The 16,962-nt window shown below is 67.9% G+C and carries 12 protein-coding genes and 1 pseudogene; 6 read left to right on the top strand and 7 right to left on the bottom strand.

Going from position 1 to position 16,962, the window contains the following annotated elements; translation table 11 throughout:
• A pseudogene (locus H0X00_RS11050) lies at positions 1 to 2,535 on the top strand (glycosyltransferase); the annotation flags it as partial.
• A 214-nt stretch (positions 2,536 to 2,749) separates the two neighbouring features.
• Here H0X00_RS11050 and H0X00_RS11045 read toward each other — a convergent pair.
• From H0X00_RS11045 to H0X00_RS11030, 4 genes are all read right to left on the bottom strand, one after another.
• Complete coding sequence (locus H0X00_RS11045) at positions 2,750 to 4,066, bottom strand: glycoside hydrolase family 99-like domain-containing protein (protein ID WP_293769931.1); 1,317 nt, start codon at positions 4,064 to 4,066, stop codon at positions 2,750 to 2,752.
• Positions 4,063 to 4,983: a class I SAM-dependent methyltransferase gene (locus H0X00_RS11040; RefSeq protein WP_293769930.1), complete on the bottom strand. Its 921-nt coding sequence runs from the start codon at positions 4,981 to 4,983 to the stop codon at positions 4,063 to 4,065. The genes H0X00_RS11045 and H0X00_RS11040 overlap by 4 nt, the downstream gene beginning before the upstream one ends.
• Before the next feature lie 157 nt (positions 4,984 to 5,140).
• The gene (locus tag H0X00_RS11035; RefSeq protein WP_293769929.1) at positions 5,141 to 5,509 is read right to left on the bottom strand and encodes a hypothetical protein; all 369 of its coding nucleotides are present in this window, start codon (positions 5,507 to 5,509) and stop codon (positions 5,141 to 5,143) included.
• A complete protein-coding gene (locus tag H0X00_RS11030) occupies positions 5,506 to 6,360 on the bottom strand; it encodes a TylF/MycF/NovP-related O-methyltransferase (RefSeq protein WP_293769927.1) in 855 nt (284 codons plus the stop codon). Before H0X00_RS11030 ends, H0X00_RS11035 begins: the two co-directional genes overlap by 4 nt.
• A 134-nt stretch (positions 6,361 to 6,494) precedes the next feature.
• Between H0X00_RS11030 and H0X00_RS11025 the strand changes: the two genes are divergently transcribed.
• Entirely contained in the window at positions 6,495 to 8,825 is a 2,331-nt protein-coding gene (locus tag H0X00_RS11025; protein ID WP_293769926.1) for a hypothetical protein, read from the top strand.
• Here the strand turns inward: H0X00_RS11025 and H0X00_RS11020 are convergent.
• The 3 genes from H0X00_RS11020 to H0X00_RS11010 all read right to left on the bottom strand — a co-directional run bounded on the left by H0X00_RS11020 (position 8,822) and on the right by H0X00_RS11010 (position 12,053).
• The gene (locus tag H0X00_RS11020) at positions 8,822 to 10,345 is read right to left on the bottom strand and encodes a bifunctional glycosyltransferase/class I SAM-dependent methyltransferase (RefSeq protein ID WP_293769924.1); all 1,524 of its coding nucleotides are present in this window, start codon (positions 10,343 to 10,345) and stop codon (positions 8,822 to 8,824) included. The two genes, H0X00_RS11025 and H0X00_RS11020, sit on opposite strands and share 4 nt — an antisense overlap.
• A gap of 47 nt (positions 10,346 to 10,392) precedes the next feature.
• The gene (locus H0X00_RS11015; RefSeq protein WP_293769923.1) at positions 10,393 to 11,304 is read right to left on the bottom strand and encodes a hypothetical protein; all 912 of its coding nucleotides are present in this window, start codon (positions 11,302 to 11,304) and stop codon (positions 10,393 to 10,395) included.
• A gap of 92 nt (positions 11,305 to 11,396) precedes the next feature.
• Positions 11,397 to 12,053, bottom strand: coding sequence for an MBL fold metallo-hydrolase (locus tag H0X00_RS11010; protein ID WP_293769922.1), 657 nt, complete (start codon positions 12,051 to 12,053; stop codon positions 11,397 to 11,399).
• 129 nt (positions 12,054 to 12,182) lie between these two features.
• On the opposite strand from H0X00_RS11010, the gene H0X00_RS11005 reads away from it, so the two are divergent.
• The 4 genes from H0X00_RS11005 to H0X00_RS10990 all read left to right on the top strand — a co-directional run bounded on the left by H0X00_RS11005 (position 12,183) and on the right by H0X00_RS10990 (position 16,766).
• Complete coding sequence (locus H0X00_RS11005; protein ID WP_293769921.1) at positions 12,183 to 12,428, top strand: hypothetical protein; 246 nt, start codon at positions 12,183 to 12,185, stop codon at positions 12,426 to 12,428.
• Positions 12,425 to 12,808, top strand: coding sequence for a hypothetical protein (locus H0X00_RS11000; RefSeq protein WP_293769919.1), 384 nt, complete (start codon positions 12,425 to 12,427; stop codon positions 12,806 to 12,808). Before H0X00_RS11005 ends, H0X00_RS11000 begins: the two co-directional genes overlap by 4 nt.
• 301 nt (positions 12,809 to 13,109) lie before the next feature.
• Positions 13,110 to 16,049: an excinuclease ABC subunit UvrA gene (gene uvrA / locus H0X00_RS10995; RefSeq protein ID WP_293769918.1), complete on the top strand. Its 2,940-nt coding sequence runs from the start codon at positions 13,110 to 13,112 to the stop codon at positions 16,047 to 16,049.
• Between the two features lie 60 nt (positions 16,050 to 16,109).
• Complete coding sequence (locus H0X00_RS10990; RefSeq protein WP_293769917.1) at positions 16,110 to 16,766, top strand: Rieske (2Fe-2S) protein; 657 nt, start codon at positions 16,110 to 16,112, stop codon at positions 16,764 to 16,766.
• Positions 16,767 to 16,962 lie beyond the last annotated feature (196 nt).

The raw sequence follows: 16,962 nt of genomic DNA, 5'->3' as shown, positions 1-16,962 counted from the left end.
GTAGTAGACACGGTCCTGCACTGGACCCCGGCGGTTCGGGTGCTCGCGGTGGACGGCGGCATCGATCCCGCCCTCGCGGAACGGCTCGCGTCCCGGAACGAGGTGGACGTCGCGTGCGCCCAGGATCCCGGGCTCGCCGGGTCGCTGCGGGCCGTCCTCGACCTGATCGAGGATGACGATCTCGCCCTGGTCGCCGGCGACACCGAGGTCGGGCCGGGCTGGCTCGCCGGGCTGCGGCGCGCAGCGGCGGACGGCGCCGGTGCGGTGGAGGCCGCTGACCACACCGCGGCGCCGGCCTGGCCGGCGCACCTGGGCTGGCCGGAGATCTGCCGCGCTCTGGCCCGGGCCGGTCTGCCCTCCACGCTCGAGGCGAGCCCGGGCACCGGGCGCTGCGTCTACCTGCCGGGCGCGACCGTGGCCCGACTGCGCGAGAAGGGCGTTCCCGCCGAACCGACCTGGACCGGGGTGTGGCGGACGCTGGGGGACGTCGGCCCGTACCGGTCCGCCCCGCGGGTGGCCGTGCGGGGCAACCCGACCGCCACAGCCGCCTCGGCGACGGCACCGGAACTGGCCGCTCCGGTCGGCCAAGCGGTAATGCGAATTCAGGAGCGCCTGCGGGCGGCGGATGGCGTGCGTCCCTTGCGGGTGTACGTCGCGGGCGCCCCCGCCATGAGGGACGCTGCCGTCGACCTCGCCGCGAACCTCTCGAGCTATCAAGACTCCCTCGTGCTCACCGTCGACGGCACGCGGGTCGAGGCCGGACGCGTCGAACGCGGCACGCTGGTGCTCGAGGACGCGTGGGACGGAGGCTGTACGTCCGTCGCGGGGTTTGCGGTCGAGCGCGGTGCCGAGGTGCTCCACCTCCTGCCCGGGCCGGACACCCCGGTAGCCGACGTCACCGAGGCCTGCGCCCGTCTCGAACTGCCGTGCGTTCGGGGTACTGAAAGCGTCTCCGACATCTCGGGCCTGCGTCCCGTCAGGACGCTCGGGATGCGAGCCGCGGGTCCGCTGCGGATTTTGGTCCTGACGGAGGCCGGGGACGTCGACAGGGAGTACGTGTGTGGCCTCGCAACGCAGCTGGGCGCCGGCGTGGAATGGCACCTGCTCGGCCCGGGCGCAGAGTCGCTGGCCGAGGTCGGGGTAGTGCACGGCATCCACCGGCGTGACCTGCTGGCTCGCGTGGTGGAGGGCATCGACCCGGACCTGTCCTTGGTCGCGGGAGCGCGACCCGAGGTGGCACCGGCTGGACTGAACCAGTCCTGGGCCCTGGGTGTTCCTGTGTTGGTGCCGGACGCCGGGGTGTCCGCCGACAGGGTCCGGGGGAGCGGTGGCGGAGTGGTGCTCCCGGCGGCCGACCTGGAAGCGGCCGCGTCGGCCGTGCGTTCAGTCGGCGCCAGCCTCACGCGACTCCGGCGGGAGGTGCCGCGCGCGGTGGCCCCGCACCTCGCCGCGCTGGAGGGGTACCGCGAGCTCTACGACTCGCTGATTACCCGCGCCCCGCGGGTGCGCCTGGGTTATGTGATGCAGGGGGCGCTGGGGCGGCACGGCAGCTGCCAACACCTGCGCGTGCTGCAGCGGCTGACCCTGATCCCACCGGCGGCCCGGCTGACTGCACGGCAGATCTATCCGGCCGAGGTGCTTGCCGGGGTCCCCGACCTGGACGTGCTGCTGGTCCAGCGTGACGGCCTCGCGGAGCGCACGGACGATGCCCTTGCCGCGGCCCGGGCGGCCGGAGTCCGCGTCGCCTTCGAGATCGACGACGACCTCATGCATGTTGACGCGGCGCATCGGATGTCGGTGGACGCCGACGTGCACGATCAGATGGCCCGGCGGCTCATCCGGGTGGCCCGGTCGGCAGGGCGCTCCGTGGTCACCACGGAGGACCTGGCCCTTCGGGTGCGGGACCTGGCGGCGGTCGCGGCTACCGTCGTGCCCAACGACCTGGACCCGCGGCTGTGGCTGCGTGAGATCGCGACCCAGGCCGCCCCCACGGACGAAGCGCTGCGCGTGCTGTACATGGGTTCGAGCACCCACCTGGAGGACCTGCTCCTGCTTCGGCCCGCGATCGAGGGCGCCCGGAAGCGCTTGGGTCGTGACGTCGTGCTGGAGATCATCGGCATCGCTGCCGCGTTCGAGGGCGACGACTGGGTCACCCGCCGGCCCGTACCCGCCTCCGCGCGGAACTATCCGGACTTCGTGCCCTGGCTGCGGGCACGCCGGCTGCGGTGGACCGCGGCGCTGGCGCCGCTGGTCGACACGGAGTTCAACCGCTGCAAGAGCGACCTGAAATTGCTGGAGTACGCCTTGCTGGACCTCCCCGTGGTCGCCTCGGACGTCGGCCCCTACCGGGGACGCGAGAATCTGGCCCTGCTCACGCCCAATGATCCGGCCTCCTGGGCCGACGCGCTGACTGGCTGTCTGGCAGATTCGGTGGCAGCCAGAGCGCGGGCAGAGGTGGCCCGGGAGCACGTCCTGACCCACCGGATGCTGAGCCCGCAGCGCGCCGGAGCGTGGCTGGAGACGGTGCTCGGCTGACCCAGGCCCATACCTTGGGTCGCTGCGCGCGGCAGGCGCAATCGAGGTCGGGATGATCCGGGGATCTACGGCGGCGGAGATCGAGGCCGCCGTGGGCGGACGGGTCCCAGTTCGCCCTACGGGTTACCTACACAGATCGAGCCGGTCCGACAAGGACACCAGCGCCAAGGGATATGCGCGTCTCTGGCTAAGGCGTGACGGCTCGTACCCGCCATCAGCCAGCCTTGCCGCGGCGCACGCGCTCCAGTTCGACCGCGAGCCGCAAGGCATAAGTCTGGGCCGCCTTGGCTTCGGCCTTGGCTTCGCGGACCGCGAACTCGATCTGCCTCTCGAAGGTTCCCTCGAGCCGGGAGAGCTGTCGGCGCAAAGTCGTCAACTGCTCGACAGCGTCCAAGTACAGATCGGCTAGGCGCTTGTCCTCATCGACGGCCCCCTCATCGATCTCGGCCGGCGGGTACATGCGCTCCCGCCAGGAGTCGGGCTCGGGAACGGGGACCCCGACGGCTCGTGCGGTCGCTTCGAGATAGCCGCGCCCGTACTTGAGGTCCGGCTCGAGATAGGCGCCCTCGGCCCACTCGTTCCAGGCATTGATGAGGACGAGGCCGTCATCCGGGGTGCGTTCGTGGACGGCGCGCAGCCAGCGTTCGTAGAGGTCCGGCGTGCTGCCGTGCACCACCAAACTCTTGCCGTCGCCCCGGCGGGCGGTGTTGTCCCAGGACGGAATCACGCACTCATGGCGCGTCCACTCTGGCTGCGGCGCAGCCAAATAGGTTTCCATCGTCTGTTCGTACGAGTAGATGAAGTTGTTCGGGCTACAACCCGACTTCTTGATCCGCGGCACGGTCGGATTCAATCCGTGCGGCAGGAACTGCGCAGCCGTGTCTGCGCCGTACCCGGCCGGGTCGTTGAAATCGCCGTGGGTGTCGAATTTAACAATGCGCACTTCGCCCAGACCCGCGCTGCGCCAGTACTGCCGCCACCGGTCGATAGTTCCCTTGGGGTCCGGGATCGTCTGGACGCGGTAGATGAAGAGCAGTGGCTTTCCGGCGAGTCGTAGGTAGCGCGGGTGGGACATCGCACGGAGCAGGAAGCGGCCGTGCTCAACTTCGTCCTCGGCGCTATAGGTCTGCTTGAGAAGCACTTCGTGCTGACTGGCGTCCCAGTGCCGACTCCAGTTCTCGTTCGCCCAGGCCAGGCAGAACGGGATGTCCGGTGCGCCGTTGTCGAGGACGTCATCTATCACCCGACTGAGCGGGCGCGTGCCGTGGAACCAATAGTGGTAATAGCAGAAGGCGTCGATGCCGTGCTGGGTTGCGAGCCGTGCCTGCTGTTCGCGGACCTCGCGCACGCGCAGGTCGTAGAAGCCCAAGTCGGCCGGGATTCGCGGCTGGTAGTGGTCCTGGAAAAAGGGGCGGGCCTGCGCCACGTTGCGCCACTCGGTGAACCCCGCGCCGTACCAGGCGTCGTTCTCCGGGATCGGATAGAACTGCGGCAGGTAGTAGGCGATGGTGGTTGGGCGGCCCGTCGTCACCGCGCGGCTGCCCGGAGTTTGCGCATCAGGATCCGTGCAGGCGCCGTGTAGCGAACGACCTTGCTGCGGCGCAGTTTGGTGAGGTCCCTCTGCGCCAGGGTTACCTGCTTCTGAAGCCGATTTGCGCGACGCTGCGTTTCCCGGTGGGCTTGCTTCTCCGCCTTATGGGCGAACGCCAGCGCCTCGTGCTCGGCCTTGAGCGTGACGTACTGGTCGGCCAGCTTCGCGAGTTGGTCGCTCCCGTCGTCCTTCACCGCGGTGAAGACGAACTGGTAGGTCTCCGACTCCGGGTCGGCCAACACCTCGTTGACAACGGCGGTCGGCACGTCTTTGCGATTGACCCGCAGCTCGGTCTCGAAGGCGGGGATACGGACGCGCTGCATGTCCACGATCACCAGTCCGGCGCGGCGCACGAATTCCTGGACCGTCTTGTGGGTGAAGAACCGAATGTGTGTCTCGTCGAGCAGGCCGACCGGTCGGTAGTCGAACTTGCCCTGCATGAGCGCCATTCGGACGTCGGCATGCGCGATATTCGGCAGCGAGATGACGATCTTCCCACTAGGCGCGAGCTTTTCGACGGCTTGCAGGAGGACACGGTCCGGGTCTAGCAGGTGCTCGAGGACGTCGCCGGCGAGCACCGCGTCAAACTGGCCGCTGATCGCGCCGAGCGTCTCCGGATTGTTCAGGTCGCCGATGACAACTGACTCAGCCGCATCCTTGAGGTGAACGGCGGCGTCGGGGTCGAACTCGACCGCAGTCACCTTGTTGTTCCAGTTCGCCATCGCCCGCGTCATGTGCCCGTTGGCCGCACCCAGCTCCAGCACGCGCTGGTTCCAGCCGATCATGCGAAGCGCGATCGCATGCGAGTTGTTGGAGGCGTTGGGGTTCACGGCCGTGTCGTAACGGCTGGTGGACATTCGGCTCCTCGTGCCAGTGGGGACCGGTCAACCGACCAATTTTCGTGAACCTGGAGGGTACCGCATCACGAATCAAAGTGGTCTTTGTCGACTTTGGATGAAGCAGAGCGCAAGACGGCAGGTGCCGACGCGGGATCCGCGCTAAGGCGTACCCTGCTCAGGGTCGTGAACCCCCGGCTCGTGCGCGTTTGGCGACCATTCTGGCGGCTGCCATGGGTTGCCGCAGTGGATTCCGTTTGAGCCGGGCGACCGCCGCGTCCCGCTGGCGGCGGACCACAGTGAGCTCGGCGCGGAGCGCCTCGATCTCCTCGCGCTGACGCTTGCGCCGCCGGAGCTCCAGTTCATGGTTGGTCTGCAGCTCGACGTAGGCCAAATGAAGGCGTTCGTGCGCTGTGCTCAGTGCCGCCAGTTCGGCAGCCATCGTCGCATGCAGCTGCTCATGAGCCAGCGCCGAATTGACGCGGAGCGCCTGAAGCTCCGCCTCGAGTTGGCTGGTGCGGTCGGTCGATGCATCCACCTCGATCATGACTTCCTCCAGAACGCGCCGCTACGGTCGATGGCCTTGACCGGATCGGTGATCTCGCGCTTCGCGCGGAAGTCTTCGGTGGCTTGCCGGCACGCCGCAATCTCGACGTAATCGTCGAGGATGACGAAGCCTCCGGGAGTGACCTTGTCGTAGAGGTTCTCCAGGACCACGATCGTGGAGCTGTACATGTCGCCGTCCAAGCGAAGCACGGCGATCTGCTCGATGGGCGCGGAAGGAATTGTCTCCTCGAACCAGCCTTTGACGAACGTCACCTTGTCATCCAGCAGGTCGTAGCGCCGAAAGTTGTCTTTGACTTGCTCCACCGTTACGGCGAGCGCCTCGGCGGTGTAGAGGACGTCGCCAGCGTCATGGGGGAAGTGCTCTTCGCTTGGCGGCGGCAGCCCCTCGAAGGAGTCACACGCCCAGATCTGGCGGTCCGTCACCCCGTGGGCAGCCAAGATCGCACGCATGTAGATGGTCGCCCCCCCGCGCCACACACCGGTCTCTACGAGGTCGCCTGGGGTCCCTTCCGTGATGACTGCTTCCACGCACTCGCGGATGTTGGCGAGCCGCCGGAGCCCGATCATGGTCTCAGCGTCGGCGGAAGGCCATCCACGCCCCTCCGCACGGTCCTCCGGATCGGCGGGGAGCGCTTGCACAAGCGCGACCTGGGCGGGCGCCAGCGAGTCGAACAGCAGGTCGCGCAGGTAAGCCGCGTAGCTGTGCTTGGAGACGTTGACCAGTCCGCCGCTGCCACTGCCCTCGAAGCCGGTGCGGGTGAGCACCCGTGCCATCAGGTCGAGATAAAGGTCCCGAGGCGTGGCTGTGGAAAGAACGCGGGAGTCGCTCATATGTTCCTCACATCTCGGCAGGCGAGTGGCAGGGCCCGGGTGGCGGCCGCAGCGACGTCGTCGGCACGATGGTACCCAGCCCGCAGCGGTGCCCGGGGCTAGCTCGGGTTGGCGGGGACTTGAGGAGCGCGCGCGTGGTGGTGCTGCCGGTAGGTGCGTGGTTGCTCCTGTGGCTGCTCGTTGCGCGGCAAGGGGCGGTCTTGGGCTTCCCCGGGCTGAACCGCAGGGCAGCGCTGGTCATCGCGTTCGGCGCCCACCAGGTATTGCTCGTGGCGATCACTGAGGCCGCAAGTATGGGCCATCACCTGACCCGGGGCACGGTCGCGCTGGCCTGGCTGGGGATCGTCCTGGTCCTGGTGGCCTCCGTCCGACGTGAGCTCCCGTGCCTGGCCGCCACGGGCGTCGACAGGATCGGTGCGTTGCGCCATGCCGACCGCCGACTCGACGACGTGCGGATCGGCTCGGCCAGCGTGGCGGCAATGGTCGCGGTCCTCATGGCGCTTGCGTGGCTGTACCGGCCGAACAACGGGGACTCGCTGGTGTACCACCTCGCGCGGGTCGAGCACTGGGTGCAGAACAACTCCGTCCACACGTTCGCCACGCATTACCTCGCCCAGGTCGAGCTCAGCCCCTTGAGCGGTTACAACTTCGCGCACCTCCACCTGCTCACCGGTGGTGATCGACTGGACGGCTACCCGCAATTGCTGGCAACCGTCGTGTGTGTGCTGGGGGCGTCAGAGCTCGGCCGCCGACTGGGGCTTGGTCGCCGGGGTCAGGTCCTGACGGCCTTGCTCGTCATGACGATTCCGAACCTGGTGCTTGAAGCGACCAGCACGCAGAACAATAATTTCGCCGCTGCCGTCGGCGTGACGCTCATGGTCGTGCTGACCTCGCCGTTGGACGGCAGGTGGACCCGTCGAGCCGTCGCCGTCGGTCTGAGCGGTGGGCTCGTGATCCTGGTCAAGGGCACCCTGGTCGCTCTGCTCGGCCCGCTCGGATTGGCGCTGCTCGGGATCGCGCTGTACCGAGCGGGGCGGGAAGTCGGGACTCGCACTGTGGTGCTCCGCGCGTCATTTGCCGCAATCGTGGCGGTGGTTGCGGTGCTCGTGCTCGCGGGGCCGTTCGTGGCGCGCAATTACGAAATGTTCGATGCGCCCAACGGGCCGGTGACGGACAGCACGATCAGCACGAACCTGACGGCCCGCGCAGCGGCCGCAAACATCGTCCGGAGCACAGCCGGCGAGTTCGCCAGCGGTGACGGGTTGTTCCCGTCGTCGGCTAGCCGTGTCATCCAAGACGCGTTGGAGCACGTCTACAACCAGACGGGTGTTGACCCCAATGACGTGAACTACCTGCTGGGTACCGTCCCCAACGCATTCCAGCGGACCTACGAAGTCGACTCCGAGCGGGCTGAGGCGTACGGAGCGAACCCGTTCCACACGGTGCTGATCGTGGCGGCGTTCGTAGCGATCATCGCTGCTTTCGCTCGGGACCGGCGCCGGTACACCTTGCCGCTGGCGCTGGCCGTCAGCCTTGCCCTCGGTTTCTTCGCCTTCACGGCGACGGCGCGGTGGAGCGTGTTTGCGGTGCGTTATTACACCCCGTCGGTGGTCTTGTGGTGCCCGCTGATCGTGCTCGCGATGCGCGCTCTGCCGCGGCATGCGGTGCGTCTCGTGGCTGTGGTTCTGGTCGCCGCGGCCATGCCGCAACTGCTGAACAACGGGGCGCGCTCCCTGATTCATCCCCGTTATCACTTCGACAACGCGCTGGCACCGTACTTCCTCTCGAAGCATTTCTCGGAGAAGGGCGAGGCAATGAAGCGCCGGCAGGTGCAGTCCTTCAGTCTCACCACCGCCACGATCGCGGACTCCGCCTGCCGTCGGGTGGGTATCGCCAATTGGATCCTCATTGAGTACCCGCTCTGGGTCGGTCTGCGTGATCGTCACTGGCCAGGGCTCATGAATGACGTCCAGGTGACCAACGAGAGCAAGCGCTACGAGGTGCCGGACTTCAAACCGTGCGCGCTGATTCGCCAGGTGGACAAGACCTACGTGTCCGCCGACGCGGGCAAGGTCGCCTACCGGTTCCACATCCTCGCGTTGTCGGTCGACCCGGCCGAGCTGGGCCGTGCGGCCCCGCCGCGCGGATTCGAAGGCGACGGCCAGATCGACGTCTACCCCGGCTCCGGTTGGCAGCTCGGCGACCACGGACCGACTGCGTTTCTCGATGGTGCCGTCCTGTATCTCCGCGCTACGGAGGACGGCATTGCCACCGTGCGCATTCAACTCAGCGAGCCACTGCACGGCAGCCTCAAAGCACCCGCGGCGGAAAGGGTCGCGGTCTCCGGCCTTGGGGTCATGTTGCGGGTCCGAGTCGGGCCCGGGATCACCGAACTGCGGCTGAACCCGTCGGGCGATTCTGAGATCAAGGCGCGTGTCTCCGCCGTGGCAGTGCGACGCGACTAATCAAGCACGTCCTCGGTCGCCTCGGCGCGAGGATCACCGGCGGGACGCCCGTGCAGGCGGGGGCGCACGCGTGCCACAAATTGGTAGGCGAACAACGTGGGTCGCGCGCGGACGAGTCCGCGGTCCACCTTGCGGGCCACCGTGCCCTTCTTGCCCTGGCCGTCGCTGATCACATCGAACGGGAGGCCGGTGTAGGCGAACTCCTCCACCGCGTAGCGCGACTGCCGCAGGAGGTTGAGGAAGCTGCGGCGCGTGAAGAAGCGCAGATGGGTCTTGTCCAGAATGCCGCGCCGGTCGTAGTCGAAGACGCCGAAGGCACTTCGCGTACGCGGATACCAGTGCGCGAAGTTGGGCGTCGAGATCAGGGCCTGACCGGTCGGCGCGAGCACGTCCGCGACCTGCTGCAGCACCTCTTCGGGCCGGCTGCAGTGCTCGATGACATCAGCCAGGATCACGTAGTCGAAATCGCGCCCGACCTCGGCGGGGATGCCGCCCTCCAGGTTGCCGAGCACAAAGCGGTCCACCCGGTCACGGACGCCGTCGACCTCGATCGAGTCGACGCCGGTGACGTGGAAGCCCAGTCCACGCACCATCTCGGCGAATCTTCCGCCCGAGCATCCGAGGTCCAGGACCCGGCCCGGCGGGAGCTGCTCCAGCATGCCGAGGATCGTGGTGTGGGAGGTGCATTCGCTGTCCTTGATGTCGTACTCGTCGGACTGCGGAACCCAGGGGTGCGCGCCGATGCCGACCTTGCTCAGTCGGTACTTCACGACGTCACCCACGACGTCCCGGGCGTACTTTAGACCGTTGACGTAACAGATCTCGTCGCCGTAGTACGTCGGGATCGGAATCTCGACGATGCGCTTTCCCGCGTCCAGCAGCTGGACGATGATCTGGGTATCGAAGTCGAAGTCGTACGTATTGCGCTCGAACGGGATCGACTCCAGCGCCGCGACGCTGTAGGCCCGGTAGCCCGAGTGGAATTCGGAGAGCTCCGTGCCGAGCAGCGAGTTCTCGATCTTGGTAAGGAGGCGGTTGCCGATGTACTTGTAGGCCGGCATCCCACCGGCGCGGGCGGCACCGGGGGTGATCATGCGGGAGCCGAACACCGCGTCACATTCGCCCCGGGCCAAGGGGGCGATCATGTCCGGCAGGCACTCGGGTGCGTACTGGCCGTCGCCGTGCAGCAGCACGACGATGTCGAGGCCGCGCTCGATTGCCAGTTGATATCCCGCGATCTGGTTGCCGCCGTAGCCCAAATTGCTCCGGTGCCGCACCACGGTCGCCTTGGCTGAAGGGTTTTGATCCCGCCAGGCCGTGCCTACCTCGAAGGTCGCGTCCTGGCTCGCGTCATCGCAGATCAGGATCTCGTCGATCTGCGCATGGAAGTCAGTGGGGATGCGGTCAAGCGTCGCCGCGAGGGTGTCCTCGGCGTTGTACGCGACGACGAGGACACCGATTCGAGGCGGGTCGGACCGCCCGATCGGGGCAGAGAGGTCGGAGCGACCGGTCTGGGGCATGGACGGACCTTACCCAAGTGGAGGAGGCGACCAGAAACTTGTCCGTGCTAGGCGAGTTCGAACTCCGGCTCGTCCAACCCGCGACGGTCGGCGTCCGAGCGCAGTAGCAGCGCGGTCCGCGAAAGCGCCGGGCCGGGGCCGGCCGGGCCGAGCCCGATGAAGAACTCGCAACCACCGACGGACTCGCGGAAGCCGGTCTCCCGAAGGCTGATGTGGCCCAGTTCTGCGAGGTCGTGCAACAGAAGTCGGAGATGGTTCGGTGTGAACACCCAGTGGTGGGTGTCGGCGTAGATGTCCGGGTCGAACTCCGCCGCGTACTGGCGCGCCTGTTCGGTGGTGTAGATCCATTCATAGGCGCCGTCGGTGCCCCGGGTCCATGCGATCGTCCGGCCTCGCCAGGCGGCATAGAGCGCCGCCTCGGTCATCACGCCGACTGAGTGCACGCCGGACTCCGTCGTCGCGGCGTCGATCACCGAGGCCAGCGACGAGCGCTCCCTGAAGCGGTCGAAGCAATACCGGTGGTCCGGGACGAACAGCGCCAGCGTGCCGGTCGGTGTCAGCAACTGCGCGCAGTCGTTGACAAAGTCGATGAGCGACGTCGTGTGCTCGAGCACGTGGGCGGCGACCACGACGTCGTATCGGCCTTCAACGCAGGCCGAGAGCGGCTTGCCTGGCGTCAACACGAAGTCGACCTCTTCGATCGCCGAGACGTCGACGTTCTCGAACCCGTCGTACTTGGCGTGCAGTCCCTCCAAGGAGGCGTGGTCGGCGGTCTTCGTGGGGAAGCCGTCCCGCTTCGGCAGCGTGGGGTAGTGGGACGGGCCGATCTCCAGGAAGGTGCCGTCCCGGCCGGCGGTGCTGAAGATGATGCGCCGACGAATGCTCGCCAGGCTGCGTTGGGGCTTCGTCGCTTTCGGTGGAGCCGACGGCCGAACGGAGGGTTGAGGCGCCCCCGTCACCGCCCATTTCGCGAACCTCAGACGTTGGACAGCGCCGGCCGACAAGCGGCTCCGCACGGCCGTGCGAACGCGCGCCGCGGGGGAGCGCATGCTCACCACCCCCGCGCCCGCCACTCCGCGATATTGGGCCGCTCGTTGCCGAGCGTCGTGTCGCCGCCGTGCCCTGGGTACACCCACGTCTCGTCCGGGAGCCGGCCGAACAGCTTGGTCTCGACCCCGTCGATCAGAGTCGCGAAGTTGTCCGCGTCCTTGAAAGTGTTACCGATCCCACCGGGGAATAGGCAGTCCCCGGTGAACAGGTGCGGGTGACCTGATGGATCGTCATAAACGAGAGCGATGCTGCCCGGTGTGTGGCCGACCAGATGGATCACGGAGAGCGAGACGTCGCCGACGGTGATGGTGTCGCCGTCGGTGACTGGGTCGTCGGTGGCGACCGGGATGCCCTCGGCATCGAGCTCGTGGGCGGTGGTCCGGGCGCCGGTGGCGCTCTTCACCTCGGCGAGGGCCTGCCAGTGGTCGTAGTGCTGGTGCGTGGTCACGATGTGTCCGAGGGAACCGCCCACCATCGCGATGATGGTCTGGGCGTCATTGGCCGCGTCGATCAGCAACTGCTCCCCGGTGGAGCGGCAGCGCAGCAGGTAAGTGTTGTTGTCCATCGGGCCGACGGAGGCCTTGGTGATGACCAGGCCGGCCAGCTCGCGGACATCCGGGGTACCGCCGACGGTCACCTTGCCGCTGTACGTGTGCACGCGTGCCTCCTCGTGGTCTGGGCTTCATCGTGCCGCGCCGGGGGAAGAGGGCGCGCAGAGCCCTGACAAACGTCTCGGGCGCCGCGCCGATTCCTACCATGGTATGTCACACTGCGGTATGATGACCTCGTGAAGGTGGACAAGATCAGCATCTCGTTCGAGGCCGAACTCGGCGACGCCGTTCGCACCGCCGCCGCGCAGGCTGGCCAGCCGGTGTCGGCCTGGTTGGCGGAGGCCGCCGCAGCGAAGCTCCGTCGGGATGCACTCGGCGCATTCCTCGACCAGTGGGAGACGGAGCACGGGCGGTTGACCAAGGTGGAGTTAGCGAAAGCGGAACGCGAACTCGGCCTTGCGCAGGTAGCCCGGCGAGGATGAGCGCCCTGGTCCTGGACGCGGGCGCGTTACTCGCCGTCGACCGCGCCGACCGGGCGATGATTGCCCGCCTACGCACCGCAGAGCGGCACGATCTGCCCCTCCGCTCCAACGCGATGGTCATCGCCCAGGTGTGGCGTGACGAGCGTGGACGACAGGCGGAGTTGGCGCGGATGCTCAAGGCCGTGGATGTCCACGAGGTCGATCAACCGACGGGCCGCGCAGCGGGCGTCTTGCTCGGGCAGACAGGCCTGACCGATGCGGTGGATGCCACCGTCGCGCTGCTTGCACAGACCGGGGACCAGGTGCTGACCAGTGACGTCGCCGATCTCAAGCGACTGCTCGGGGCGCTCGGTCGATCGGCCCCCGTCGTCCGCTGCTGACCCCACACGGGCAGTCCGGCACGCCTCGATGCTGTCCGCGTTGCCGTGCCCGCGGAGCGGGTCGGCCGCTGACAGCTTCACCCGATCGGCAAGGATGAGTTCGCCGAGTATCTGGGTGCGCTCTCGCCCGCCACGATGCGAGGCGTCGATCAGGCGCTTCGCCTGGGGTTAGCCCTCTGACCTGGTCATGCCGGACTGGGGTGAGAGCGGACCGGTGCCCGAACTGCCGTTGTCACACCTCCCGCCTACGATGACCGCGGGTCCATCTCGGGCCCGTGCGGGGACTGCGAAGGGCATAGGGGTGGCGGACCGACTGATCGTCCGAGGGGCGCGCGAACACAACCTCAAGGACGTTTCCCTCGACCTGCCGCGGGACAGCCTGATCGTCTTCACCGGGCTCTCCGGCTCGGGCAAATCCAGCCTCGCGTTCGACACGATCTTCGCCGAGGGCCAGCGCCGCTACGTCGAGTCGCTCTCGGCCTACGCGCGCCAGTTCCTGGGCCAGATGGACAAGCCCGACGTCGACTTCATCGAGGGCCTGAGCCCTGCCGTCTCGATCGACCAGAAGTCCACCAACCGCAACCCGCGCTCCACCGTCGGCACCATCACCGAGGTCTACGACTACCTGCGGCTGCTCTACGCCCGGGCCGGCAGCCCGCACTGCCCGCAGTGCGGCCGCCCGATCGCGCGCCAGACTCCGCAGCAGATCGTCGACCGCGTGCTCGAGCTGGAGCAGGGCAGCAAGTTCCAGGTGCTCGCCCCGGTGATCCGGGAGCGCAAGGGGGAGTACGGCGAGCTGTTCCGCGAGCTCGTCTCCAAGGGCTTCTCCCGGGCCCGCGTCGACGGCGTCGTGCACTCCCTCACCGAGCCGCCGACGCTGAAGAAGCAGGAGAAGCACACCATCGAGGTGGTCGTCGACCGGCTCGCGGTGAAGGCCTCCGCGAAGCGCCGGCTCACCGACTCCATCGAGACCGCGCTCGGTCTGTCCAGTGGTCTGGTGACGCTGGAGTTCGTCGACCTGCCGGAGGACGACCCGAACCGCGAGCGCGTCTTCTCCGAGCACCTGGCCTGCCTCTACGACAACCTCGACTTCGAGGAGCTCGAACCGCGCTCGTTCTCCTTCAACTCCCCGTTCGGTGCCTGCACCGAGTGCGCCGGTCTGGGCACCAGGATGGAGGTGGACCCCGAACTCGTCGTGCAGGACCCCTCGCTGTCCATCGCGGACGGGGCGATCTCGCCCTGGTCCGGCGGGCACTCCCAGGAGTACTTCGGCCGGCTGCTGGTCGCGCTGGGGGAGTCGCTCGGCTTCTCCACCCAGACGCCGTGGAAGAAGCTGCCGGCCAAGGCCCGCAACGCCATCCTGCACGGGCACGAGCACCAGGTGCATGTGAAGTACAAGAACCGCTACGGCCGCACCCGCTCGTACTACACCGGCTTCGAGGGCGTGATCCCGTGGATCAGCCGCCGGCACGCGGAGGCCGAGAGCGATGCGAGCCGGGACCGCCACGCCGGCTTCATGCGCGAGGTGCCCTGCCCCGCCTGCAACGGTGCCCGGCTCAAGCCGGTCTCCCTCGCGGTGACCCTGGGGGAGAAGTCGATCGCCGAGGTCGCGGCGATGTCGATCGGCGACTGCGCGGTGTTCCTGCGTGAGCTGCAGCTCTCCGCCCGCGCGGCGCAGATCGCCGAGCGGGTGCTCAAGGAGGTCAATGCCCGCCTGGGCTTCCTGCTCGACGTCGGGCTGGACTACCTCTCCCTGGACCGCGCCGCGGCCACGCTGGCCGGCGGTGAGGCGCAACGGATCCGGCTGGCCACCCAGATCGGCTCCGGCCTGGTCGGCGTGCTCTACGTCCTGGACGAGCCGAGCATCGGCCTGCACCAGCGGGACAACCACCGCCTGATCGAGACCCTGATCCGGCTGCGCGGGCTGGGCAACACCCTGATCGTCGTCGAGCACGACGAGGAGACCATCCGCACCGCGGACTGGGTCGTCGACATCGGGCCAGGGGCCGGCGAGCACGGCGGCCAGGTCGTCTTCTCCGGGCCGTACGACGAACTGCTCAAGGTCGAGGACTCGCTCACCGCGCAGTACCTCTCGGGGCGGCGCAGCATCGCGGTGCCGGCCACCCGGCGCAAGCCGCAGAAGGACCGCATGCTCGTGGTCCGCGACGCCCGCGAGCACAACCTGCAGAACGTCACCGTGGAGTTCCCGCTGGGCTGCTTCGTCGCGGTCACCGGGGTGTCCGGGTCGGGCAAGTCCAGCCTGGTCAACGACATCCTCTACAAGGCGCTCGCGAAGTTCCTCTACAAGGCCCGCGAGGTCCCGGGCCGGCACACCCGCATCGACGGCCTCGACCAGATCGACAAGGCGATCCACGTCGACCAGTCACCGATCGGCCGGACGCCGCGGTCCAACCCGGCCACCTACACCGGGGTGTTCGACAACATCCGCAAGCTGTTCGCCGAAACGCAGGAGGCGAAGGTCCGCGGCTACCTCCCGGGCCGGTTCTCCTTCAACGTCAAGGGCGGCCGCTGCGAAGCGTGTTCCGGTGACGGCACGATCAAGATCGAAATGAATTTCCTTCCCGACGTCTATGTGCCGTGCGAGGTCTGCCACGGTGCGCGCTACAACCGCGAAACGCTCGAAGTGCATTACAAGGGCAGGACCATCGCCGAGGTCCTCGATATGCCGATCGAGGAGGCCGCGGAATTCTTCGCCGCGATTCCGCCTATCGCCCGGCATCTCAACACCCTTGTTCAGGTGGGCCTCGGTTACGTCCGGCTGGGGCAGCCCGCCCCGACTCTCTCCGGCGGCGAGGCGCAGCGGGTCAAGCTCGCCTCCGAGCTGCAGAAGCGCTCGACCGGACGCACCATCTATGTCCTCGACGAGCCGACCACCGGCCTGCACTTCGAGGACGTCCGAAAGCTGCTCGGCGTCCTGACCAGCCTCGTTGAGAAGGGCAACTCGGTGATCGTCATCGAGCACAACCTGGACGTGGTGAAGACGGCGGACTGGGTGATCGACATGGGACCGGAGGGCGGGTCCGGCGGCGGGACCGTTGTCGCGACGGGGACCCCGGAGGACATCGCGGGCGCTAAAGGCAGCCACACGGGGCGGTTTCTCGCGCCGCTTGTCGGCGGATCCGGCCATTCGGCGCAGTCGAAGAACCGTACGGCGACGAAGCAGGTTACGAAACGGCCAAAGGCTCCGGCCCAAGGCAAAACCGTTACGAGCCGAAGCTAGGCTTCTGCCCGCCCTAGTTCTTTTTTTCACAGGTGTCCCGCCTGAACTCGGAGGTCCCCCATGTCTGCTGCGGATTCGCGTAACGGTCCGGAAGGAGCGGAAGAAACCGAGGTCGGCCGACGCGTCCTGCTCCGCGGAATGTCGGCGCTGGGTCTGGCCGCTTTCGCTGCCCCGCTCGCTGCCTGCGGCAGCGACGACGAGCCGGCGGCCGTTGCCGGTCCCGACGCAACTCCCGAAGCCACCGTCGAGACCACGCCTGCGGCCACGCCTAAGGGCACGGCCGCCAAGACTCCTAAGCCGGAGAAGAGCCCCACGGCCTCGGCGAAGCCGAGCGCGGAAGCCACCAAGACGACGAAGCCCGAGGCGACCCCGAAGGCCACCCCGAAGCCCGCCGCCGGCAAGCTCGTCAAGGCCAGCGACACCCCGCTGGCCTCGGTCGGCACCATTCCGGTCAACAGTGGCTACCTGTTCGAGGCCGACGAGTACATCGTCACCCAGCCGACCGCCGGCAAGTACGTCGGCTTCGACTCCCTGTGCACGCACGAGGGCTGCCCGGTCGACGTCTTCGACACCCCCGGCGTGATGAGCTGCTCGTGCCACAGCACGAACTTCAAGATCACCGACGGCGCGGTCATCTCGGGCCCGGCCAAGAAGCCGATGCCGATGAAGCCGATCATCGTCGAGAACGGCCAGATCTACCGCGCCAAGCAGGCGTAGTGCTCTGAGCTCAACCCGTTCGCGAGACCCCCCGGCACCACCGCCGGGGGGTCTTCGTGATTTCTGCACGCTGCCCTGGCGAGGTCAGCGCGGTTAGGCTCGCCCGGTGGTGACTCGACGCGCCGTCGTCCGCGGCGCCCTCGCGCTCGGCGTGGCGGGCGTGGCCGGGATCCCGCTGAGTGCCTGCGGGGACGAC

It is taken from the genome of Sporichthya sp. (assembly GCF_013815995.1).
GTDB lineage: Bacteria > Actinomycetota > Actinomycetes > Sporichthyales > Sporichthyaceae > Sporichthya.
Note: the sequence above shows the minus strand (reverse complement) of the source record. Positions and strands in the feature narration are given on the sequence as shown.